The organism is Mesorhizobium sp. M0848 (genome assembly GCF_040319805.1).
Taxonomy (GTDB): Bacteria; Pseudomonadota; Alphaproteobacteria; order Rhizobiales; family Rhizobiaceae; genus Mesorhizobium.
In genome coordinates this window covers 132,700-149,246 of record NZ_JAMYOM010000006.1, presented here as the reverse complement: position 1 = coordinate 149,246, position 16,547 = coordinate 132,700, and the positions used below count along the sequence as shown (strand labels likewise).

At 63.8% G+C, this 16,547-nt stretch carries 16 protein-coding genes; 8 read left to right on the top strand and 8 right to left on the bottom strand.

Annotated elements, in window-relative coordinates; all coding sequences use genetic code 11:
- Positions 1 to 44: 44 nt before the first annotated feature.
- The 8 genes from NKH95_RS08725 (at position 45) to NKH95_RS08690 (ending at position 7,313) form a co-directional block, all read left to right on the top strand.
- On the top strand, positions 45 to 803 hold the full coding sequence (locus tag NKH95_RS08725; RefSeq protein ID WP_245486190.1) for an ABC transporter ATP-binding protein: 759 nt from the start codon (positions 45 to 47) through the stop codon (positions 801 to 803).
- A complete protein-coding gene (locus tag NKH95_RS08720) occupies positions 790 to 1,521 on the top strand; it encodes an ABC transporter ATP-binding protein (RefSeq protein WP_352610978.1) in 732 nt (243 codons plus the stop codon). Before NKH95_RS08725 ends, NKH95_RS08720 begins: the two co-directional genes overlap by 14 nt.
- The gene (locus tag NKH95_RS08715) at positions 1,518 to 2,420 is read left to right on the top strand and encodes a branched-chain amino acid ABC transporter permease (RefSeq protein WP_352610979.1); all 903 of its coding nucleotides are present in this window, start codon (positions 1,518 to 1,520) and stop codon (positions 2,418 to 2,420) included. The genes NKH95_RS08720 and NKH95_RS08715 overlap by 4 nt, the downstream gene beginning before the upstream one ends.
- Positions 2,417 to 3,466, top strand: coding sequence for a branched-chain amino acid ABC transporter permease (locus tag NKH95_RS08710; protein WP_023810716.1), 1,050 nt, complete (start codon positions 2,417 to 2,419; stop codon positions 3,464 to 3,466). Before NKH95_RS08715 ends, NKH95_RS08710 begins: the two co-directional genes overlap by 4 nt.
- A complete protein-coding gene (locus NKH95_RS08705) occupies positions 3,463 to 4,641 on the top strand; it encodes an ABC transporter substrate-binding protein (RefSeq protein ID WP_023810715.1) in 1,179 nt (392 codons plus the stop codon). The genes NKH95_RS08710 and NKH95_RS08705 overlap by 4 nt, the downstream gene beginning before the upstream one ends.
- Before the next feature lie 2 nt (positions 4,642 to 4,643).
- Positions 4,644 to 5,402: a cyclase family protein gene (locus NKH95_RS08700; RefSeq protein WP_023810714.1), complete on the top strand. Its 759-nt coding sequence runs from the start codon at positions 4,644 to 4,646 to the stop codon at positions 5,400 to 5,402.
- A 71-nt stretch (positions 5,403 to 5,473) separates the two neighbouring features.
- Positions 5,474 to 6,730: a cysteine desulfurase-like protein gene (locus NKH95_RS08695; RefSeq protein ID WP_128304220.1), complete on the top strand. Its 1,257-nt coding sequence runs from the start codon at positions 5,474 to 5,476 to the stop codon at positions 6,728 to 6,730.
- A gap of 1 nt (position 6,731) precedes the next feature.
- Positions 6,732 to 7,313, top strand: a complete 582-nt coding sequence (locus tag NKH95_RS08690; protein ID WP_352891343.1) for a cupin domain-containing protein — start codon at positions 6,732 to 6,734, stop codon at positions 7,311 to 7,313.
- A gap of 86 nt (positions 7,314 to 7,399) precedes the next feature.
- Here the strand turns inward: NKH95_RS08690 and NKH95_RS08685 are convergent, their stop codons facing one another.
- From NKH95_RS08685 to NKH95_RS08650, 8 genes are all read right to left on the bottom strand, one after another.
- Positions 7,400 to 8,803, bottom strand: coding sequence for an MATE family efflux transporter (locus NKH95_RS08685; protein WP_352891342.1), 1,404 nt, complete (start codon positions 8,801 to 8,803; stop codon positions 7,400 to 7,402).
- Between the two features lie 166 nt (positions 8,804 to 8,969).
- Positions 8,970 to 10,556, bottom strand: a complete 1,587-nt coding sequence (locus NKH95_RS08680; protein ID WP_023810709.1) for an FGGY-family carbohydrate kinase — start codon at positions 10,554 to 10,556, stop codon at positions 8,970 to 8,972.
- On the bottom strand, positions 10,553 to 11,236 hold the full coding sequence (locus NKH95_RS08675) for an HAD family hydrolase (RefSeq protein WP_023810708.1): 684 nt from the start codon (positions 11,234 to 11,236) through the stop codon (positions 10,553 to 10,555). The genes NKH95_RS08680 and NKH95_RS08675 overlap by 4 nt, the downstream gene beginning before the upstream one ends.
- Before the next feature lie 15 nt (positions 11,237 to 11,251).
- Positions 11,252 to 12,730, bottom strand: a complete 1,479-nt coding sequence (locus NKH95_RS08670; RefSeq protein WP_023810707.1) for a mannitol dehydrogenase family protein — start codon at positions 12,728 to 12,730, stop codon at positions 11,252 to 11,254.
- A gap of 146 nt (positions 12,731 to 12,876) precedes the next feature.
- The gene (locus tag NKH95_RS08665; RefSeq protein WP_128304237.1) at positions 12,877 to 13,647 is read right to left on the bottom strand and encodes an L-iditol 2-dehydrogenase; all 771 of its coding nucleotides are present in this window, start codon (positions 13,645 to 13,647) and stop codon (positions 12,877 to 12,879) included.
- A gap of 2 nt (positions 13,648 to 13,649) precedes the next feature.
- Positions 13,650 to 14,648, bottom strand: coding sequence for an ABC transporter ATP-binding protein (locus tag NKH95_RS08660; RefSeq protein ID WP_023810706.1), 999 nt, complete (start codon positions 14,646 to 14,648; stop codon positions 13,650 to 13,652).
- Between the two features lie 69 nt (positions 14,649 to 14,717).
- Positions 14,718 to 15,542, bottom strand: a complete 825-nt coding sequence (locus NKH95_RS08655; protein ID WP_023810705.1) for a carbohydrate ABC transporter permease — start codon at positions 15,540 to 15,542, stop codon at positions 14,718 to 14,720.
- An 11-nt stretch (positions 15,543 to 15,553) separates the two neighbouring features.
- Complete coding sequence (locus NKH95_RS08650; protein ID WP_013528414.1) at positions 15,554 to 16,426, bottom strand: carbohydrate ABC transporter permease; 873 nt, start codon at positions 16,424 to 16,426, stop codon at positions 15,554 to 15,556.
- Positions 16,427 to 16,547 lie beyond the last annotated feature (121 nt).

Sequence of the window (16,547 nt, the reverse complement as noted above, 5' to 3'; positions counted from 1 at the left end):
GGCGGACAGGGGCAAACCGGCGCGTGGATAGACAGTCGAGTCGAGTGCTGTTGAAGACGGTTGGGCTGACAAAAGCCTTTCGAGGGCTGGTTGCCCTGCGGGATCATTCCATCGAGCTGCACGAAGGTGAAATCGTTGGGGTAATCGGGCCGAATGGCTCGGGCAAGAGCACGCTTTTCAACCTGATCACCGGCTTCTCCCAGCCGAATTCCGGTAGCATCGAGATGGAGGGCCGTTCGATCGTCGGCCTGCGCACATCGCAGATCGTCGCGATGGGCATCGCCCGCACCTTCCAGGGTTCTCGCCTATTCGGCAGCCTCAGTGTCGCACAGAACGTGCTGACGGCGGCGCAGCTGCGCCATCCCGTCGGGCCCGCCGATACCGTGCTGCGCGGTCGGCGCTATCGCGAGCGGGTGGCCGCGACGCGGCAGCAGGCCGACGAACTCCTCGACCTCATGGGCCTGACAGATCAGGCCGGCAGGGTCGCCGCGGATCTTCCCTACGGCGATCAGCGGCGGCTGGAGATTGCGCGTGCGTTGGCGACCAGCCCGCAGCTGCTGCTGCTCGATGAGCCCGCAGCCGGGCTTGATTCCAACGAGACCAAGGTGCTGGCGGCGCTGATTCGGACGATCCGTGACCGCTACGGCGTAACGGTGGTCGTTGTCGAGCACGACATGGACCTGATCATGGCGCTGTGCGAACGCATCCAGGTGCTGGCGACCGGCGAGGTGATCTGCGTCGGAACACCGGAGCAGGTACGCGAACACCCGAAAGTGCGGGAGGCGTATCTTGGCCACGCCTAGCCCCGTTCTGCTCAGCGTCGAGAACCTCGAGGTCAATTTCGGCGCGGTGCGTGCGTTGAAGGGCATTTCGCTCGACGTCCATACCGGCGAGGTGGTGGCGTTGGTGGGGGCCAACGGCGCCGGCAAGAGCACGACCTTGCGCACCATTTCCGGCCTGTCGCGGCCGCGCGGCGGCAAGATCATCTTCGATGGCAAGCCGATCGGAGGTATCGCTCCGTCGCGTATCGTAACTCTGGGCATCGCGCAGAGCCCGGAGGGCAGGCGCCTGTTCGGCGGCCTGACGGTGGCCGACAATCTGCGGCTCGGCGCCTGCACCCGCACCGACAAGGAGGCCGTCGTCAGAGATAGCGAGCGCATGTTCATGCTGTTCCCGATTCTCAAGCAGCGGCTGAAGCAACTGGCCGGCACGCTGTCGGGCGGCGAACAGCAGCAGCTTGCTCTGGCGCGCGCGCTGATGGCGGCGCCGCGCCTGCTGCTGCTCGACGAGCCTTCGCTCGGCGTTGCGCCGCTGCTGGTGCGCCACATCTTCAGCGCGCTTGCCGAACTGAAGCGCCAGGGCATGACGATGCTGCTGGTGGAACAGAACATCACGCTCGCGCTGGACCTCGCCGACCGCGCCTATGTGCTGCGCACGGGTCAGGTGGCGCTGTCGGGCCGGTCCGCGGAACTGCGCGACAGCGAACGCGTGGCCCAGGCATATCTCGGGGCGGCAATATGACCCAGCTGGACTATATCCTGCAGCAGATCGTCAACGCGGTGAGCCTCGGCAGCCTCTACGCGCTGGTGGCGGTCGGCCTGTCGATCGTCTTCGGCGTCCTCAAGCTCACCAATTTCGCGCATGGCGACGTCATGATGGTAGGCGCATTCGGGGTAGCTCTGCTGGCGGGGATCGGCGTTCCGTTCCCTGTCGCCGTGATCTGCGGCATCGCCGCGGCGGCCGTCGCGGGCCTCCTCATCGAACGCATCGCCTATCGTCCGATCCGCGACGCGCCCGACGTTGCGCGACTGCTCACCAGCCTCGCCGTCACCTACATCATCGAGAACGTCGGCATCCTGGTGTTCACCTCCTCGCCGCGCAATTTTCCACTCCCCGATATTCTCAACACCTCCTGGGAAATGTCGAACGGCGCCATCACCTTCACCAGCATCAATCTCCTGACCATCGCGCTGACCTTCGTGTCGCTGCTGCTCCTCGGCTGGTTCATCACGCGCACCACGACCGGGCTCGGCATGCGCGCCGCAGCCGAGGACATGTCGGCGGCACACCTTGTCGGTCTGAACGTCAACCGGCTGATCATCGTCGCCTTCATCGTCGCATCCGCCTATGCCGGCCTTGCCGGCATTTTGTGGGCGGCACAGGCCGGCGTGGTGCAGCCGCAGATGGGCTTCACGCCGCTCCTGAAGGCTTTCGTGGCGGCGATCATCGGCGGCTTCGGGTCGATCGCGGGCGCCCTGGTGGGCGGCTACATATTGGGCGCGCTGGAGATATTCATCGTCGCATTCCTGCCGAGCAGCGTCTCGTCCTATCGCGACGCAATCGTCTTCGCCGTGCTGATCGCCTTTCTCCTGGTGCGCCCGGGCGGGCTGCTCCAGCCAAACCGGGAGATAAAGCTGTGAGCCGGGAAGCGCGGATCACACTCCTCGTCCTCGTCGCCCTGGTGGCGGGAGCAGCTGTCGCTTTCGGTGCACCGCACGTGCTGAGCGACTATTTCGTCCGGATTATCCTGCTGATCGCGCTGAATGCAATCCTGGTGCTGGCGCTGTCGCTGAGCAACGGTTTTACGGGCGTGTTTTCGCTCGGTCATGTCGGCTTCATCGGCGCCGGCGCGTATATATCGGGGATACTGTCGATTCCCGTACAGCAGAAGATGGCACTGCTGCCGCATCTGCCGGCGTTTCTGCATGCTTTCAGCCTCCCCTTCCTGCCGGCGACGCTGGTGGCAGGTCTTCTGACGGCGCTGCTTGCCGTGGTCGTCGGTTATCCCTTGATGCGCCTGTCGGGCTATTTCGTTTCGGTGGCGACGATGGGATTCTTGATTATCGTCAACGTGGTGCTGATCAATGCGTCGGATTTCACCCGAGGCGCCCGCACTTTCACCGGTGTGCCGCTGGAGACGACGTTGCCCTGGGTGATGGGTTGGCTCGCCATCACGGTGTTCGTTCTGGCGCGCCTGGTCTATTCGCCTTTCGGGCGCGCCATGAAGGCGGTGCGCGACGACACAATCGCGGCCAGCGCTGTCGGCATCGGCGTGTTGCGGACCAGACTGATCGCCTTCGTCATCGGCGCGTTCTTCTCAGGCGTCGGCGGGTCGCTCTACGCACATTATCTCGGCTCGTTTTCGCCGAACACCTTCTACTTCGCGCTGACCATGAGCCTGATCACAATGCTGGTGCTAGGCGGCATGGGCTCCCTGACCGGCGCGGTGGTTGGCGTCATCTGCGTTTCGCTGTTGTCGGAGGTCCTGCGCTCGGTCGAACGCGGCTTCACGATCGGCGATTTCGCGGTGCCGGCCCTGTTTGGCGCCAGCCAGATCGTGCTTGGCTTCATCTTCATTCTAGTCATGATCTTCCGGCCGAAGGGGATCATGGGGGACCGGGAACTTACGTTCGGATTAACCCAAAGATCGGCAACGGTGAACCAGACAGAGGAACGAAAACGATGATCAAACTCACTCGACGCGACACCATCGGCCTAGGACTGGGCGCATTCTTCGCGCTTGCCTCGGCCAGCACGGCACTTGCTGCCGACACGATCAAGATCGGCTATCCGGCAAACCTGACCGGCATTCAGGCCTCGCTCGACGGTCCGATGCTGAATGGCGCCAAGCTGGCGGCAAGCGAAATCAACGCCGCCGGCGGCGTGCTCGGCCAACAGATAGAACTGGTGATCTACGACTCCAAGAGCGATTCGACGACGATCTCGACCGTCGCCAGCCAGTTGATCGACAGCGACAAGGTCGTCGGCATCATCGGCTTCGCCGATTCCGATTCGGTGCTGGCCATCGGACCGCAGGTCCAGAAGGCGCAGATCCCGTTCATCACGCCCGGCGCGACCTCGCCGAAATTGCCGAGCCAGCTCGGCAACGAGATCTTCCTCGCCGCCTTCGGCGACAACGTTCAGGCTGCGGTTGGCGCGGAATTTGCGCTGAACAAGCTGAACGGCAAGACCGCCTACCTGCTGACCGACATCGGCACCGAATACACAACGCTGCTGTCGGACTACTTCGTCACCGCCTACGAGCATGGCGGGGGCAAGATCTTGGAGCGCGACACCTACAAGATCGGCGACAAGACCTTTACCGCGCAGATCGCCAAACTGAAGGCGCTGTCACCGCAGCCCGACTTCGTCTATGCCTCGTCGAATGCCGAGGAAATCGGCCTGATCTTGAAGCAGATGCGCCAGGCCGGCATCAACCTGCCGGTGGTCGGCGGCGACGGTTACGACACGCCCTTGCTGATCCAGGTCGGCGGCGACGCGGCCAAGGACACCTACTTCACCACCCATGCCTATATCGGTGAGGGCGCCACCCCGAAGGTGCAGGCCTTCATCGACGCCTACACCAAGTCGGCCGGCAATGCCCCGGAGAACGCGTTCGCTGCGCTCGGCTACGATTCGGTCAAGCTGATGACCGACGCGATCAAGCGTGCCGGTGCGCCGGATCCGGCCAAGATCCGTGACGCGCTGGCCGCTACGTCCGGGCTCGACGGCGTGACCGGAACGATCACCTACCGCCCGGGCATTTCGGTGCCGGACAAATCGGTCTCGGTCATCGGTGTCAAGGACGGCAAGCTTGTCCTTGCAAGTGAAGCGGCACCGACCTTCGTCGCGGAGCCGTGATCTTGTCCACTCCGGGTTCCCTTTGGGACATCTACAGGTCGCGGCTCTCCGCCGCGACCTTCACCGACCTGACGCATGCGTTTCATCCGGGCCAGCCGCACTTCCCGGCCTTCCCGGACGAGGAGCGCCGTGCGTTGCTCGATTTTTCGAAGGGCGACGCCTTCCAGGTCCACCACTACGCCTTCGTCGGACAGTGGGGCACCCATGTCGATCCGCCGGTGCACTTCATCGACGGCGGCCGCTCGATCGACCAACTGTCGGTGGCGGAGATGCTTCTGCCGTTGGTCATCCTCGACATCAGCGACAGGGTCGCCGCCGATCCCGACGCGACGCCGACGCTCGACGACATTTCCGCCTGGGAGACACGGAACGGCCGTATCCCGGAAAAGTGTTTTGTCGCGCTTCGCACCGGGTGGTGGCCGCGCTGGCCAGACCCCGTGGCGTTTCAGAACAAGTCGGCCGACGGTATCTCGCATGCGCCGGGCTGGTCGAAGCCGGTGCTGGAGGAACTTTTGGAACGCCGCGGTGTCGCTGCCATCGGGCACGAGGGCATGGACACCGATCCCGGCCGCGCCACTTCCGCGGGTGACGCAAGCCTGGAATACTATGTGCTGTCCCGCGACTGCTGGCAGATCGAGCTCCTGGCCAATCTCGACAAGGTGCCTGACGCCGGCGCGTTGATAATGGCAAGCTGGCCAAAGCCAAAGGCCGGATCCGGCTTCCCGGCTCGCGCTGTCGCCATCCATGAAGCGGCCGGCTGAACGCGTGAAACCGCAGCTGGCGGCGTCTAGGGGCCGCCACACAACGATCACCAGACACACGGAATTCAGACATGGATATAGACACAGTCCGCGATGCTTTTCCGGCGATGGCGAGAGGTGCCGAGCCGAAGAAGCGGATTTTCTTCGACAATCCCGCGGGAACCCAGATGGCGAGCCGTTCGATCGAGCGCATGACGCGTGCCATGATCGAGACCAACGCCAATCTTGGTGGCTATTTCGAAACCTCACTCGCGGCCCAGGCGATGGTCGACGACGCGCATCAGGCGATGGCCGATTTCTTCAATGCCGCGGACCGGCGTGAGGTGGTGTTCGGCCAGAACATGACGACGCTGACTTTCGCCGTCTCGCGCGCCATCGGCCGCGATCTGAACGCCGGCGACGCCATCGTGTTGACGCGCATGGATCATGACGCCAACGTCGCACCCTGGCTGATGCTGGCGGAGGATCGCGGGCTTGAGGTACGCTGGATCGACCTCGATCCAAAAACGTTCGAACTCGACCTGTCGACGCTGGAGGCCACTATCGACGAGGAGGTCAAGCTGGTCGCCGTCGGCTATGCCAGCAACGTTACCGGCACGATCAACGACGTGAAGCGGATCGCGCAGCGCGCACGCGCGGTCGGGGCGCTGAGCTATATCGACGCGGTGCAGTTCGCGCCGCATGGAGTGATCGACGTCCAGGAGATTGGCTGTGATTTCCTGGTTTGCTCGGCCTACAAATTTTTCGGACCGCATCACGGGGTGTTGTGGGGCCGGTTCGATCTGCTGCAGGCGCTGACCGCCTACAAGGTGCGCGCGGCTTCGAACACGCCACCTGGAAAATTCGAGACGGGGACGACAAGCCGCGAGTCGCTTGCCGGGGTGCTTGGCGCCGTCGAGCACTATGCCTGGCTCGGACAGTCCTTCGGCAACGTCCACCCGCAGGCGACGCGGCGCGAGCGCATCGTCGCCGGCATTGAAGTCGCCGACCGTTATGAGCGTGTCCTGACAGCACGGCTGATTGCCGGATTGTCCAGAATTGATGGCGTCTTGGTCCAGGGTATAACCGATGTGGCGGCGCTGGCGCGCCGGGTGCCTACCGTGTCGATCACCGTTGACGGAACCGATCCCGCCGATATCGCCAAGGCGATGGCAAAGGAAGGCATCTATCTCTGGCATGGCCACAATTACGGTTTGGAGCCAATCAAGCGGCTGGGGCTTGCGGACCGCAACGGCGTCGTCCGCATCGGGCTGGCCCATTATAACACCGAGGCGGAAGTCGATTTTCTGTTGGCGAAGCTGGCGGACTGGATGAAGACGCGGACCTGACATGCGCGACAGAAACGGAACCCCGAGGATCGGCGTCAAGCTGCGCCATGCCAGACAGGTGCTTGGCCTCAGCCTGGAAGAGCTCGGCGCCCGCATCGGGCTGACAGAGGGTTATCTCTCGAAGATCGAAAACGACCGCGCGACGCCCTCGATGGCGGCTCTGCACCGGCTGGTGCAGGCGCTGGGCATCAACATGAACGCTATGTTCGGCACGCTGCAGCACAATGCCTCGGAAGTGTTCGTGTTGCGGCAAAACGAGCGTCCGCACATGGAGACGGGACATCGGCGCTCGGGCAACCATGTCGTGCTCGAGCAATTGGTGCCATCCGGTCCGGAATATCTGCTGCAGATCAATGTCCACGTGATCGAGGCCGGCGGCGGCAGCCTCGAGTTGATCAGCCACAAGGGACAGGAATTCGGCTACGTGCTCGAAGGTTCCGTCGAGTTGCTGGTCGAGACGAACGTGGTGGCGCTCGAGGCAGGCGACGCGTTTTATTTCAACTCCGAACTCGGCCACGGCTACCGCAATATCGGTTCGACCACGGCCCGTATCCTCTGGGTCAACACGCCGCCGACATTCTGACCGCCTCTATCGCGGAGTTGTGAAGGCGTTGTTCAATGAGCCAACGCCCACAGGACAACAGCCGCCGGGCCATCGGCCGTTCTGTTTCAATGCCCGAACGCGAGCGGCGGCGCCAACCGGTCGCGCCGCAGCCAGCGCGCCAGCAGCAGCGCGGCCACCACGGCCAGCCCCGTCGACAGGCCGATCCAGATGCCGACGCCATGCAGGCCGAAATGGAAGGCGAGCAGCACGCCGAGCGGCAGGCCGACGCCCCAATAGCCGATCGCGGCATAGATCATCGGCACCTTGGTGTCATGCAGGCCGCGCAGCATGCCGGCGGCCACCGCCTGGGCGCCGTCGAAGACCTGGAACAGCGCCGCGAAGACCAGGAACGACACGGCAAGTTCGATCACCCTGGCATTGGCCGGATTGCCCAGATCGATGAAGGCGCTGATCAGCGGATGCGGCCACAGGATCATCACCAGCCCCATCAGCGCCATGAACGAGACGCCGATGACAAAGGCGGTCCAGCCGGCGCGCGAGACGCCTTCCGGATTGCCGGCGCCGTGCGCAAGGCCGACGCGCACCGTCACCGCCTGGTTGAGGCCGAGCGGCACCATGAAGGAGATCGAGGCGATCTGGATGGCGATCGCGTGCGCGGCCAGGGAATCCGCGTCGATCAGGCCCATCAGCAGGGCCGCCGCATTGAAGATCGTCACCTCGAAGGCGAGGATGCCGGCAATCGGCAGGCCGAGCCGCAACAGGCCCTTGAAGCGCGGCCAGTCGGCGCGCCAGAAACGGCCGAACAGACGGTAGCGGCGGAACTTCTTCTCCAGCATCACCACGGCAGCCATGCCGATGAACATCAGCGCTGAGGACAGCGAGGTGGCAAGGCCCGACCCGGCAATGCCCATTGCCGGCACGCCGAGATTGCCGAACATGAACACCCAGTTGAAGAAGACGTTGCAGGCGACGGCGACGAAGACGATGACCAGCGCCCAGCCCGGCCGTTCCAGCGCCGAGATGAACGAGCGCAGCACGATATAGAAGTAGAAGGGCAGCACCGCCCATTCGAGCCAGCGCAGATAGATGCCGGCCTGATGGGCCAGAACCGGGTCCTGGCCCATGGCCAATAGAATGCCCTCGCCGTGCCAAAGCACGAGCCAGATCGGGATCGAGATCAGGATCGCCAGCCACAGGCCCTGGCGCACGGTGCGGCGCAGGTCGCGCACCGAATAGCGGCAGCGGCCGAGCTCGGTAGCGATCATCGGCGAGGTCGCCAGCATCAGGCCGAGGCCGAAGATCAGCGGCATGAAATAAAGGTTGGCGCCAAGCGCGCCGCTGGCCAGCGTATCCGGGCCCAGACGACCCATCATCATGACGTCGGTGGCCGTCATCGCGGTCTGGCCGAGATTGGTCAGCACCATCGGCCAGGCGAGCGCCAGCGTCGCCCTGATTTCCTGACGCCAAAGATTTTCCGGCGCGCGAGCGCCGGCTTCGATCGCAGACATTGTTCCGCTCTTTCCACCTACGGCACGTCGGCCAGAGCCGGAAGCCGCATGTCAAACGGCAAAACCTTCGGTTTCGCCGCGTTTGCGTCAGCTTCTGGACGAAACGCGACATGAAGGCAAGAGAGGAGGGACGGGAACGGATTGAGCCAGCGACCGGCCCGATGCTCTAGCGGATCGCGTCCAGCATCCGGCGCTGGCGGTGCATCTCGAGGAAAACCTTGTAGTCGCGCTCGAAACGCCCTGATGATTTCGGGTTCGACGGGCGCGTCCTGCCGCCTTGCTGCATGGCAAGACAGGCGGCGTTGAGGTCGGGAAACAGCCCGGCAGCGGTGGCGGCGATCATGCCGGTACCGAGCAGCACCGCCTCGTCGGCCAGCGGCTCGATCACCGTGCAGCCGGTGGCGTCGGCGTAGAGTTCCATCAGCAGCGGGTTCTTGGTGTGGCCGCCGGTGACGTGCAGCGTGTCGATCAGATAGCCGTTCTCGTTCAGTGCCTCCAGCACGTGGCGCACGCCGAGCGCGATGCCGACGGCGGTGCGCCAATAGAGCTTGCACAGGCTGTCGAAGGAGGAATCCAGCGTCAGCCCGCTGACGACGCCGACGGCATGCGGATCGGCGAGCGGTGAGCGGTTGCCATGAAAGTCGGGCAGCACATGCAGCCTTGCGGCGAGGCTGTCGCCCTCGATGGCGCGCAGCTCGGCGACACGCCTGGCGATCTTCGCATGCATGGCGGCATCCGGCTCGCCGCCGGCGCCGTGCCAGCGGATGATGTGGTCGAGCAGGGCGCCGGTCGCCGACTGGCCGCCTTCCGACAGCCACAGCCTGGGCAGCGCCGCGCCGTAATACGGCCCCCAGACGCCGGCGAAAGGCTGCGGATCCGGTGACATCGCCATGACGCAGCTCGACGTGCCGGCGATCAGCGCCAAATGCCGGCCGATGTCCTGTTCGTCGCCGGCAAAGCCGCCGAGCACGCCAAGCGCGCCGGCATAGGCATCGATGACGCCGGAGCCCACCCGGCATTTCTCGCTCAGCCCAAGCTCGGCCGCCGCTTGCGCCGTCAATCGACCGATATCGGCGCCGACGGGACTGGCCTTTTCCGGCAGGCTGCCGTGCTCGAAAAGATCGCCGAGGCCGACGAGCTCGAAGAAGTCGCGCCGCCAGCCTGTCTCCTCATGCGCCAGATAGGTCCATTTGGCGGTCAGCGTGCATTGCGAGCGGGCCAGCGAACCCGTCGCTTGCCAGGTCAGGAAATCGGTCAGGTCGAATAAATAGCCGGCTTCATTCCACGTGTCCGGCAAATTGCGCTTCAGCCACATCAGTTTCGGCGTCGCCATTTCCGGCGACATGACGCCGCCGATGTAATTCAGCACGGCGTGGCCGCTTGCCGTGCATTCGTCGGCCTCGGCGATGGCGCGGTGGTCGAGCCAGACGACGGTGTCCCAGCGCTTGTCGCCCGTGACCGAGACACTGAGCTGGCTGCCTTGCCGGTCGCGCACCACCAGCGAACAGGTGGCATCGAAGGAGATGCCGACAATGTCCTCAGGCTCGACACCGGCTTTTTCGCGGGCAGCGCGCACGGCGGTGCAGACGGCCGACCAGATATCGCGCGAATCATGCTCGGCGTGATCGGGCTTCGGCTGGTTCATGGCGATCGGCCGCTCGGCGCGGCCGAGCAAGGTGCCACTGGTGTCGAGAATGCCCGCGCGAGCGCTCCCGGTGCCGACATCGACCGCGCAAACGAACTGTTTCGTCAAGATGCTCTGTCTCTCGCTCCCAAGCCTGCAATCAGATCGGGCAATTGCAGCATGTCAGCGAATATAAAGTCCGGTTCACTCGACGCAAGCCGCGCTTTCAAGGCGGGATTGCCGGCATGCGATCCGCCGGTGAAGGCGAGCACGCGCATCCCTGCCGCCCGCGCAGCAGCGATGCCGGCCGGGCTGTCCTCGATGACGAGGCATTTGCGCGGATGGGCCCGCATGCTGGCGGCGGCATGCAGGAACAGATCCGGCGCCGGCTTTCCCTTGGCCACCATGGTGGCACTGAACAGATGCGGCTCCATCAGCCCAAGCAATCCGGTGACGTCGAGCGCGTAGCGGATGCGGTCGAGCGTGCCTGAGGACGCGACACAGTACGGCAGCCCAAGCTTGGGCAGCATCTTCCTGACGCCGGCGATCGGCTTCAGCTCCTCGCGGAATTTGCGCATCAATTCGACGCGCATCTCGGTCAGGTGCAGGTCGGTGATATCGAGCCCGAAGTCGCGGCCGAGGATCTCGCGCACGCTTTTCATGCTCTTGCCGAGGAAATGCTCGTAGGCGGCGTCCTCACTGACGCTGCCGCCGGCAAGTTTGACCATGCCAAGCAGCGCCGAGACGGAGAGCGCCTCGCTGTCGACCAGCACGCCATCACAGTCGAAGATGACCAGCTCAGGCGTCATGATGGAGAATGGCTCTCAGAGCTTGCCGGCGAGGTAGCGCGTCAGCGTCGCGCGCGCGCCATTCGCCCACAGCACGTTGAGCGCATGGGCAAAGGCCTCGACAAACGCCGTCGCGCGGCCGACATCGCCATAGATGTCCTCCATGGCGAGCCAGGCGGCGGGAGCATCCTTTGCCGCCTTTGCCGTCGCTTGCAGCCGGTCCCAGCTCGGATCGTTGGGCTCGATGACGGCACCGCTGTCGGTCGTACCGAAGCAATAGCGGCACCAGAGCGCTGATTCCAGCGCCAGGCCGACGACGCTTTTCCCGGCCTTCAGCCGGTCGGCGATGGTCGGGATGATGAATTTCGGCTGGCGGTTGGAGCCGTCGAGGCAGAGCCGGCGCACCGTGTCGCCGATCTTGGGATTGGAGAAGCGGCTCTCGATGAGCTGGTAATAGTCTTCCAGGACCGTGTCCGGCACCGGCGGCACGGTCGGGATGATTTCGTCCCGTTCGAGCTTGGCCAGAAACCCGCTCACCAGCGGCTCCTGCATCGCCTCATGGACGAAATGGATGTCCATCAGCCCGGCCGGATAAGCGATGGTGGCGTGGCCGCCATTGAGGATGCGGATCTTCATCAATTCGTAGGGCGCAACGTCTTTGACGAACTGCACGCCGACCTTTTCCAGTGGCGGCCGGCCGCCGGTGAAATGGTCCTCCAGCACCCACTGCCGGAACGGCTCGCAGAACACCGGCCAGTTGTCCTCAAGGCCAAAATCCTTGGCGAGAATGCCGCGTTCGCGATCGGTGGTCGCCGGCGTGATGCGATCGACCATGCCGTTCGGAAAGGCGACATGCTCGCTGGCCCAGTTCGCCAGATCCTCGTCGATCAAACGGGCCAGGCCGATGACCCCGTCCGAGGTGACATGGCCGTTGTGGGGGATGTTGTCGCACGACATCACCGTGAACGGCACGGTACCCTCGTCGCGGCGGCGCACCAGCCCGGCAAGGATGATGCCGAACACCGTCTTCGGCGTCGCGCCGGGCTGCGCATCGGCGACGATGTCGGGATGGGTCGGGTTGAACACGCCGGAGGCCGGGTCGATGAAATAGCCGCCTTCGGTGATGGTCAGCGAAACGATCTTGATGGCCGGGTCGGCCAGCTGTTCGATGATGCCGGCCGCATCGCCGGGCATCAGGAAGTCGATCATGGCGCCGGTGACGCGTGCGCTCATATGGCCGCTGTCCTGCTCGACCACGGTGGTCAGCCAATCCTGCTCTTCCAGTTTGCCGCGACCGATCTTTTCACCGTCGAACACGCCGGCGCCGATCAGCGCCCAGTCATGGCCGATGCCCGCATTGAACAAATCGTCGAGATAGACGGCCTGATGCGAGCGGTGAAAATTGCCAACGCCGAAATGCACGATGCCGGCCTTCAATGTTGCGCGGTCATACTTCGGACCGGCGACCTCAGTGGGCAGCTTGGAGAGGTTTGAGGACGAGAGTTTCACGGTCATCTGTTTTACCCTTTGGCCGGATTTCGGCCTTCGTTACGCTCCTCTCCCGGTCGGGGAGAGGATAAGGGGTGGCACTTGCTACGCGCCCGCTGATGTCGGCCTCTGCTCCTCGCGGAGGTACGAGGAGCAGAGGCCGTCCCCCGCCCTCAACTCATCCACTGGCCGCCGTCGACATTGTAGGTCTGGGCGACGACGTATTCGGCGTCGGCGCTGGCGAGAAAAACCGCCATGCCGGTAAGGTCCTGCGCCGTGCCCATGCGGCCATAGGGCACCGCCTCGCCGACCAGTTTCTTCTTCTCGCCCCTCGGCCGGTTTTCATATTTGGCGAACAGCGAATCGACGTGATCCCAGTGCTCGCCGTCGACCACGCCAGGGGCAATCGCGTTGACGTTGATGCGGTGCTTGATGAGGTCGAGCCCCGCCGACTGGGTCAGCGAGATGACGGCGGCCTTGGTGGCGCAGTAGACGCCGACCAGCGCCTCGCCGCGGCGTCCGGCCTGGCTCGCCATGTTGATGATCCTGCCGCCCCGGCCAGCGGCGATCATCGAGCGGGCGGCAGCCTGCAGCATGAACAGCGTGCCGGCGACATTGACGGAAAACAATTTGTCGTAGCTTGCCTTGGTGATCTCGACGATCGGCGCCAGGTCGAACAGGGCGGCGTTGTTGATCAGGATATCCAGGCCACCGGTCTTCGTCTCGACGGCTTTCACCGCCGCTTCGATCGAGGCGAGGTCGGTGACGTCGAGCTTGACCGCATAGGCCTTGCCGCCGATCTCGGCGGCTGTCTTCTGCGCCGCCTCGAGATTGATGTCGGCGATGGCGACGGTTGCGCCTTCGCCGGCATAGGCTTCGGCGAAGGCTCTGCCGATGCCGCGGGCCGAACCCGTGATCAGCGCGGATTTGCCGGCCAGTCTCATGCTCACATCGCCTTTCCGTCGGCGCCGAAGCGGTGCAGCTTGGCCTTGTCCGCTGTCAGATAGATGGTGTCGCCGTGACGGACGGCGAGTTCGCCGTCGGCGCGCACTGTCAGCGGACCGACGCCATCGGACTGGACGTGCAGGAAGGTGTCGGAGCCGAGATGTTCGGCGACGCCGACAGTGGCTTTCCATTCGCCCGCCGTGGTCGAGATCTCCAGATGCTCGGGACGGATGCCGATGGTCTTGGCGCCGTTTTTGGCAGCCGGCGCGCCTTCTATCAGGTTCATCTTCGGCGAGCCGATGAAGCCGGCGACGAACAGGTTCTTCGGCGTCTTGTAGAGCTCCATCGGCGAGCCGACCTGCTCGATGTTGCCGGCGTTCAGCACGACGATCTTGTCGGCCATGGTCATGGCTTCGACCTGATCGTGGGTGACGTAGATCATGGTGGTCTTGAGCTGATGGTGCAACTCGCTGATCTCCAGCCGCATGGTGCCGCGCAGTGCCGCATCGAGGTTGGACAGCGGTTCGTCGAACAGGAAGGCGGTCGGCTGACGCACGATGGCGCGGCCGATGGCGACGCGTTGGCGCTGGCCGCCGGAAAGCTGGCCGGGCCGGCGTTCGAGATAGTTGGTCAAGTTGAGCACGCGCGCCGCGTCTCCCACCTTCTTGTCGATGGTCGCCTTGTCCTCACCGGCCATCTTCAGCGGAAAGCCGATGTTCTTGGCCACCGTCATGTGCGGATAGAGCGCGTAGGACTGGAACACCATGGCCAGCTTGCGCTTGGCCGGTGCCTCGCCGGTGACGTCGCGGCCGTCGATGTTGATGGAGCCGCCGCTGGTGTCCTCGAGCCCGGCGATCAGGCGCAGCAGCGTTGACTTGCCGCAACCCGACGGGCCGACGAAGACGACGAACTCGCCATTCTCGATCACCAGGTCGAGACCGGGGATGATGGACGTCGCTCCGAAGGATTTGGAGACGTTCTTGAGCGTGATGTTTCCCATGATTTCCTCCCCGAGGGGTTATTTCTGCCGATTGCTTCGAACAATTCCGTTATTTCACCGCACCACCAATTATTTGACCGCACCAAATGTCAGGCCGCGCACCAACTGCTTCTGGCTGAACCAGCCCATGATCAGGATCGGCGCGATGGCCAGCGTCGAGGCGGCCGAAAGCTTGGCCCAGAACAGGCCTTGCGGGCTGGAGAACGAGCTGATGAAGGCGGTCAGCGGTGCGGCTTCCGTCGTCGTCAGCCGGATTGTCCAGAACGCCTCGTTCCAGGCCAGGATGATGTTGAGCAGCATCGTCGAGGCGATGCCCGGCACCGCCATCGGCGTCAGCACATAGACGATCTCGTTCCACAGCGAGGCGCCGTCCATGCGTGCCGCTTCCAGGATCTCTCCCGGTATTTCGCGGAAATAAGTGTAGAGCATCCACACCACGATCGGCAGGTTGATCAGCATCAGCATGATCATCAGGCCGATGCGGCTGTCGAGCAGTCCTGTGTCGCGGAAGATCAGGTAGATCGGGAACAGCACCGCGACCGCGGGCATCATCTTGGTGGACAGCATCCACATCAGGATGTCCTTGGTCCGCTTGGTCGGCGAGAAGGCCATCGACCATGCCGCCGGTATGGCGACCAGCAGGGCCAAGATGGTCGAGCCGACCGAGAGCAGCACCGAGTTGAAGAAGAACTTGAAGTAGCCGCTTTGCGCCTGAACCTCGGCATAGCTCTCGAACGTTCCCGACGGGATGATGCTGAAACCCTGGATGGCTTCCTGCTCCGACTTGAACGAGGTGATGATCGTGTAGAGGATCGGGAAGAAGATCAGCAGGGCGACAATCCAGGCGGCAACTGTCGCAATCGTCTTGTGCTGGGTGGTGACTGAGCGTGCCATCGTAGCCTCCCTTACTTGTCCAGGTTCTTGCCGACCGCGCGCATGGCGAAGAAGGCAACGATGTTGGCGAGAATGACGGCGATCACACCGCCGGCGGATGCCTGGCCGATTTTGAACTCCAGCAACGCCTTCTGGTAGACGAGGAAGGGCAGGTTGGTGGAGGCGTATCCCGGGCCGCCATTGGTGGTGACGAGGATCTCGGCATAGACGGAGAGGAGGAAGATCGTCTGGATCAGGATGACGACCGTGATGGCGCGCGACATGTGCGGCAGCGTCAGATAGATGAAACGGCTGATGAAGCCGGCGCCGTCCATCTCGGCAGCTTCCTTCTGCTCACCGTCGAGCGACTGCAACGCGGTCAAGAGAATGAGCGTCGCGAAAGGCAGCCATTGCCAGGCGACGATGATGATGATCGCCAGCATCGGATGCTGCCCGAACCAGTCGATCGGCTGGGCCCCGAAGAAGCGGGCTATATCGGCGAACACCCCGTATTGCGGGTGCATGATCATGTTCTTCCAGACCAGTGCGGCCACCGGCGGCATGACGAAGAACGGTGAGATGACGAGAATGCGCACGATGCCCTGGCCCCACATCGGCTGGTCGATCAGCAGCGCCAGAAGGATGCCGCCGATCACCGTGATCAGGAGCACGCTGACCACCAAGGTGAGCGTGTTGAGGATCGATTGCAGGAAGGCCGGGTTGGAATAGAACAGCGCGTAGTTCGAGAAGCCGACGAAGCCGTCGCGGATCGGATTGAGCGGGTTGTACTGCTGGAAGGAGAACCAGATGGTGATGACCAGCGGCACAATCATCCAGACGAACAGCAGCACCACGGATGGCGCCATCATGAAACGGGCAAGCGAACGGGTCTGCTGAGTAGCCATGACGGTCACCCTTCACTGGTCAGACGGAATTTTCAAAAGGCGTTAAAGGCGGCCGCCCGAACTGGGAATTCGGGCGGCCGTTGCCGGTCAGGAGGCGACCGGCATTCGGCGCCGGGAGGAG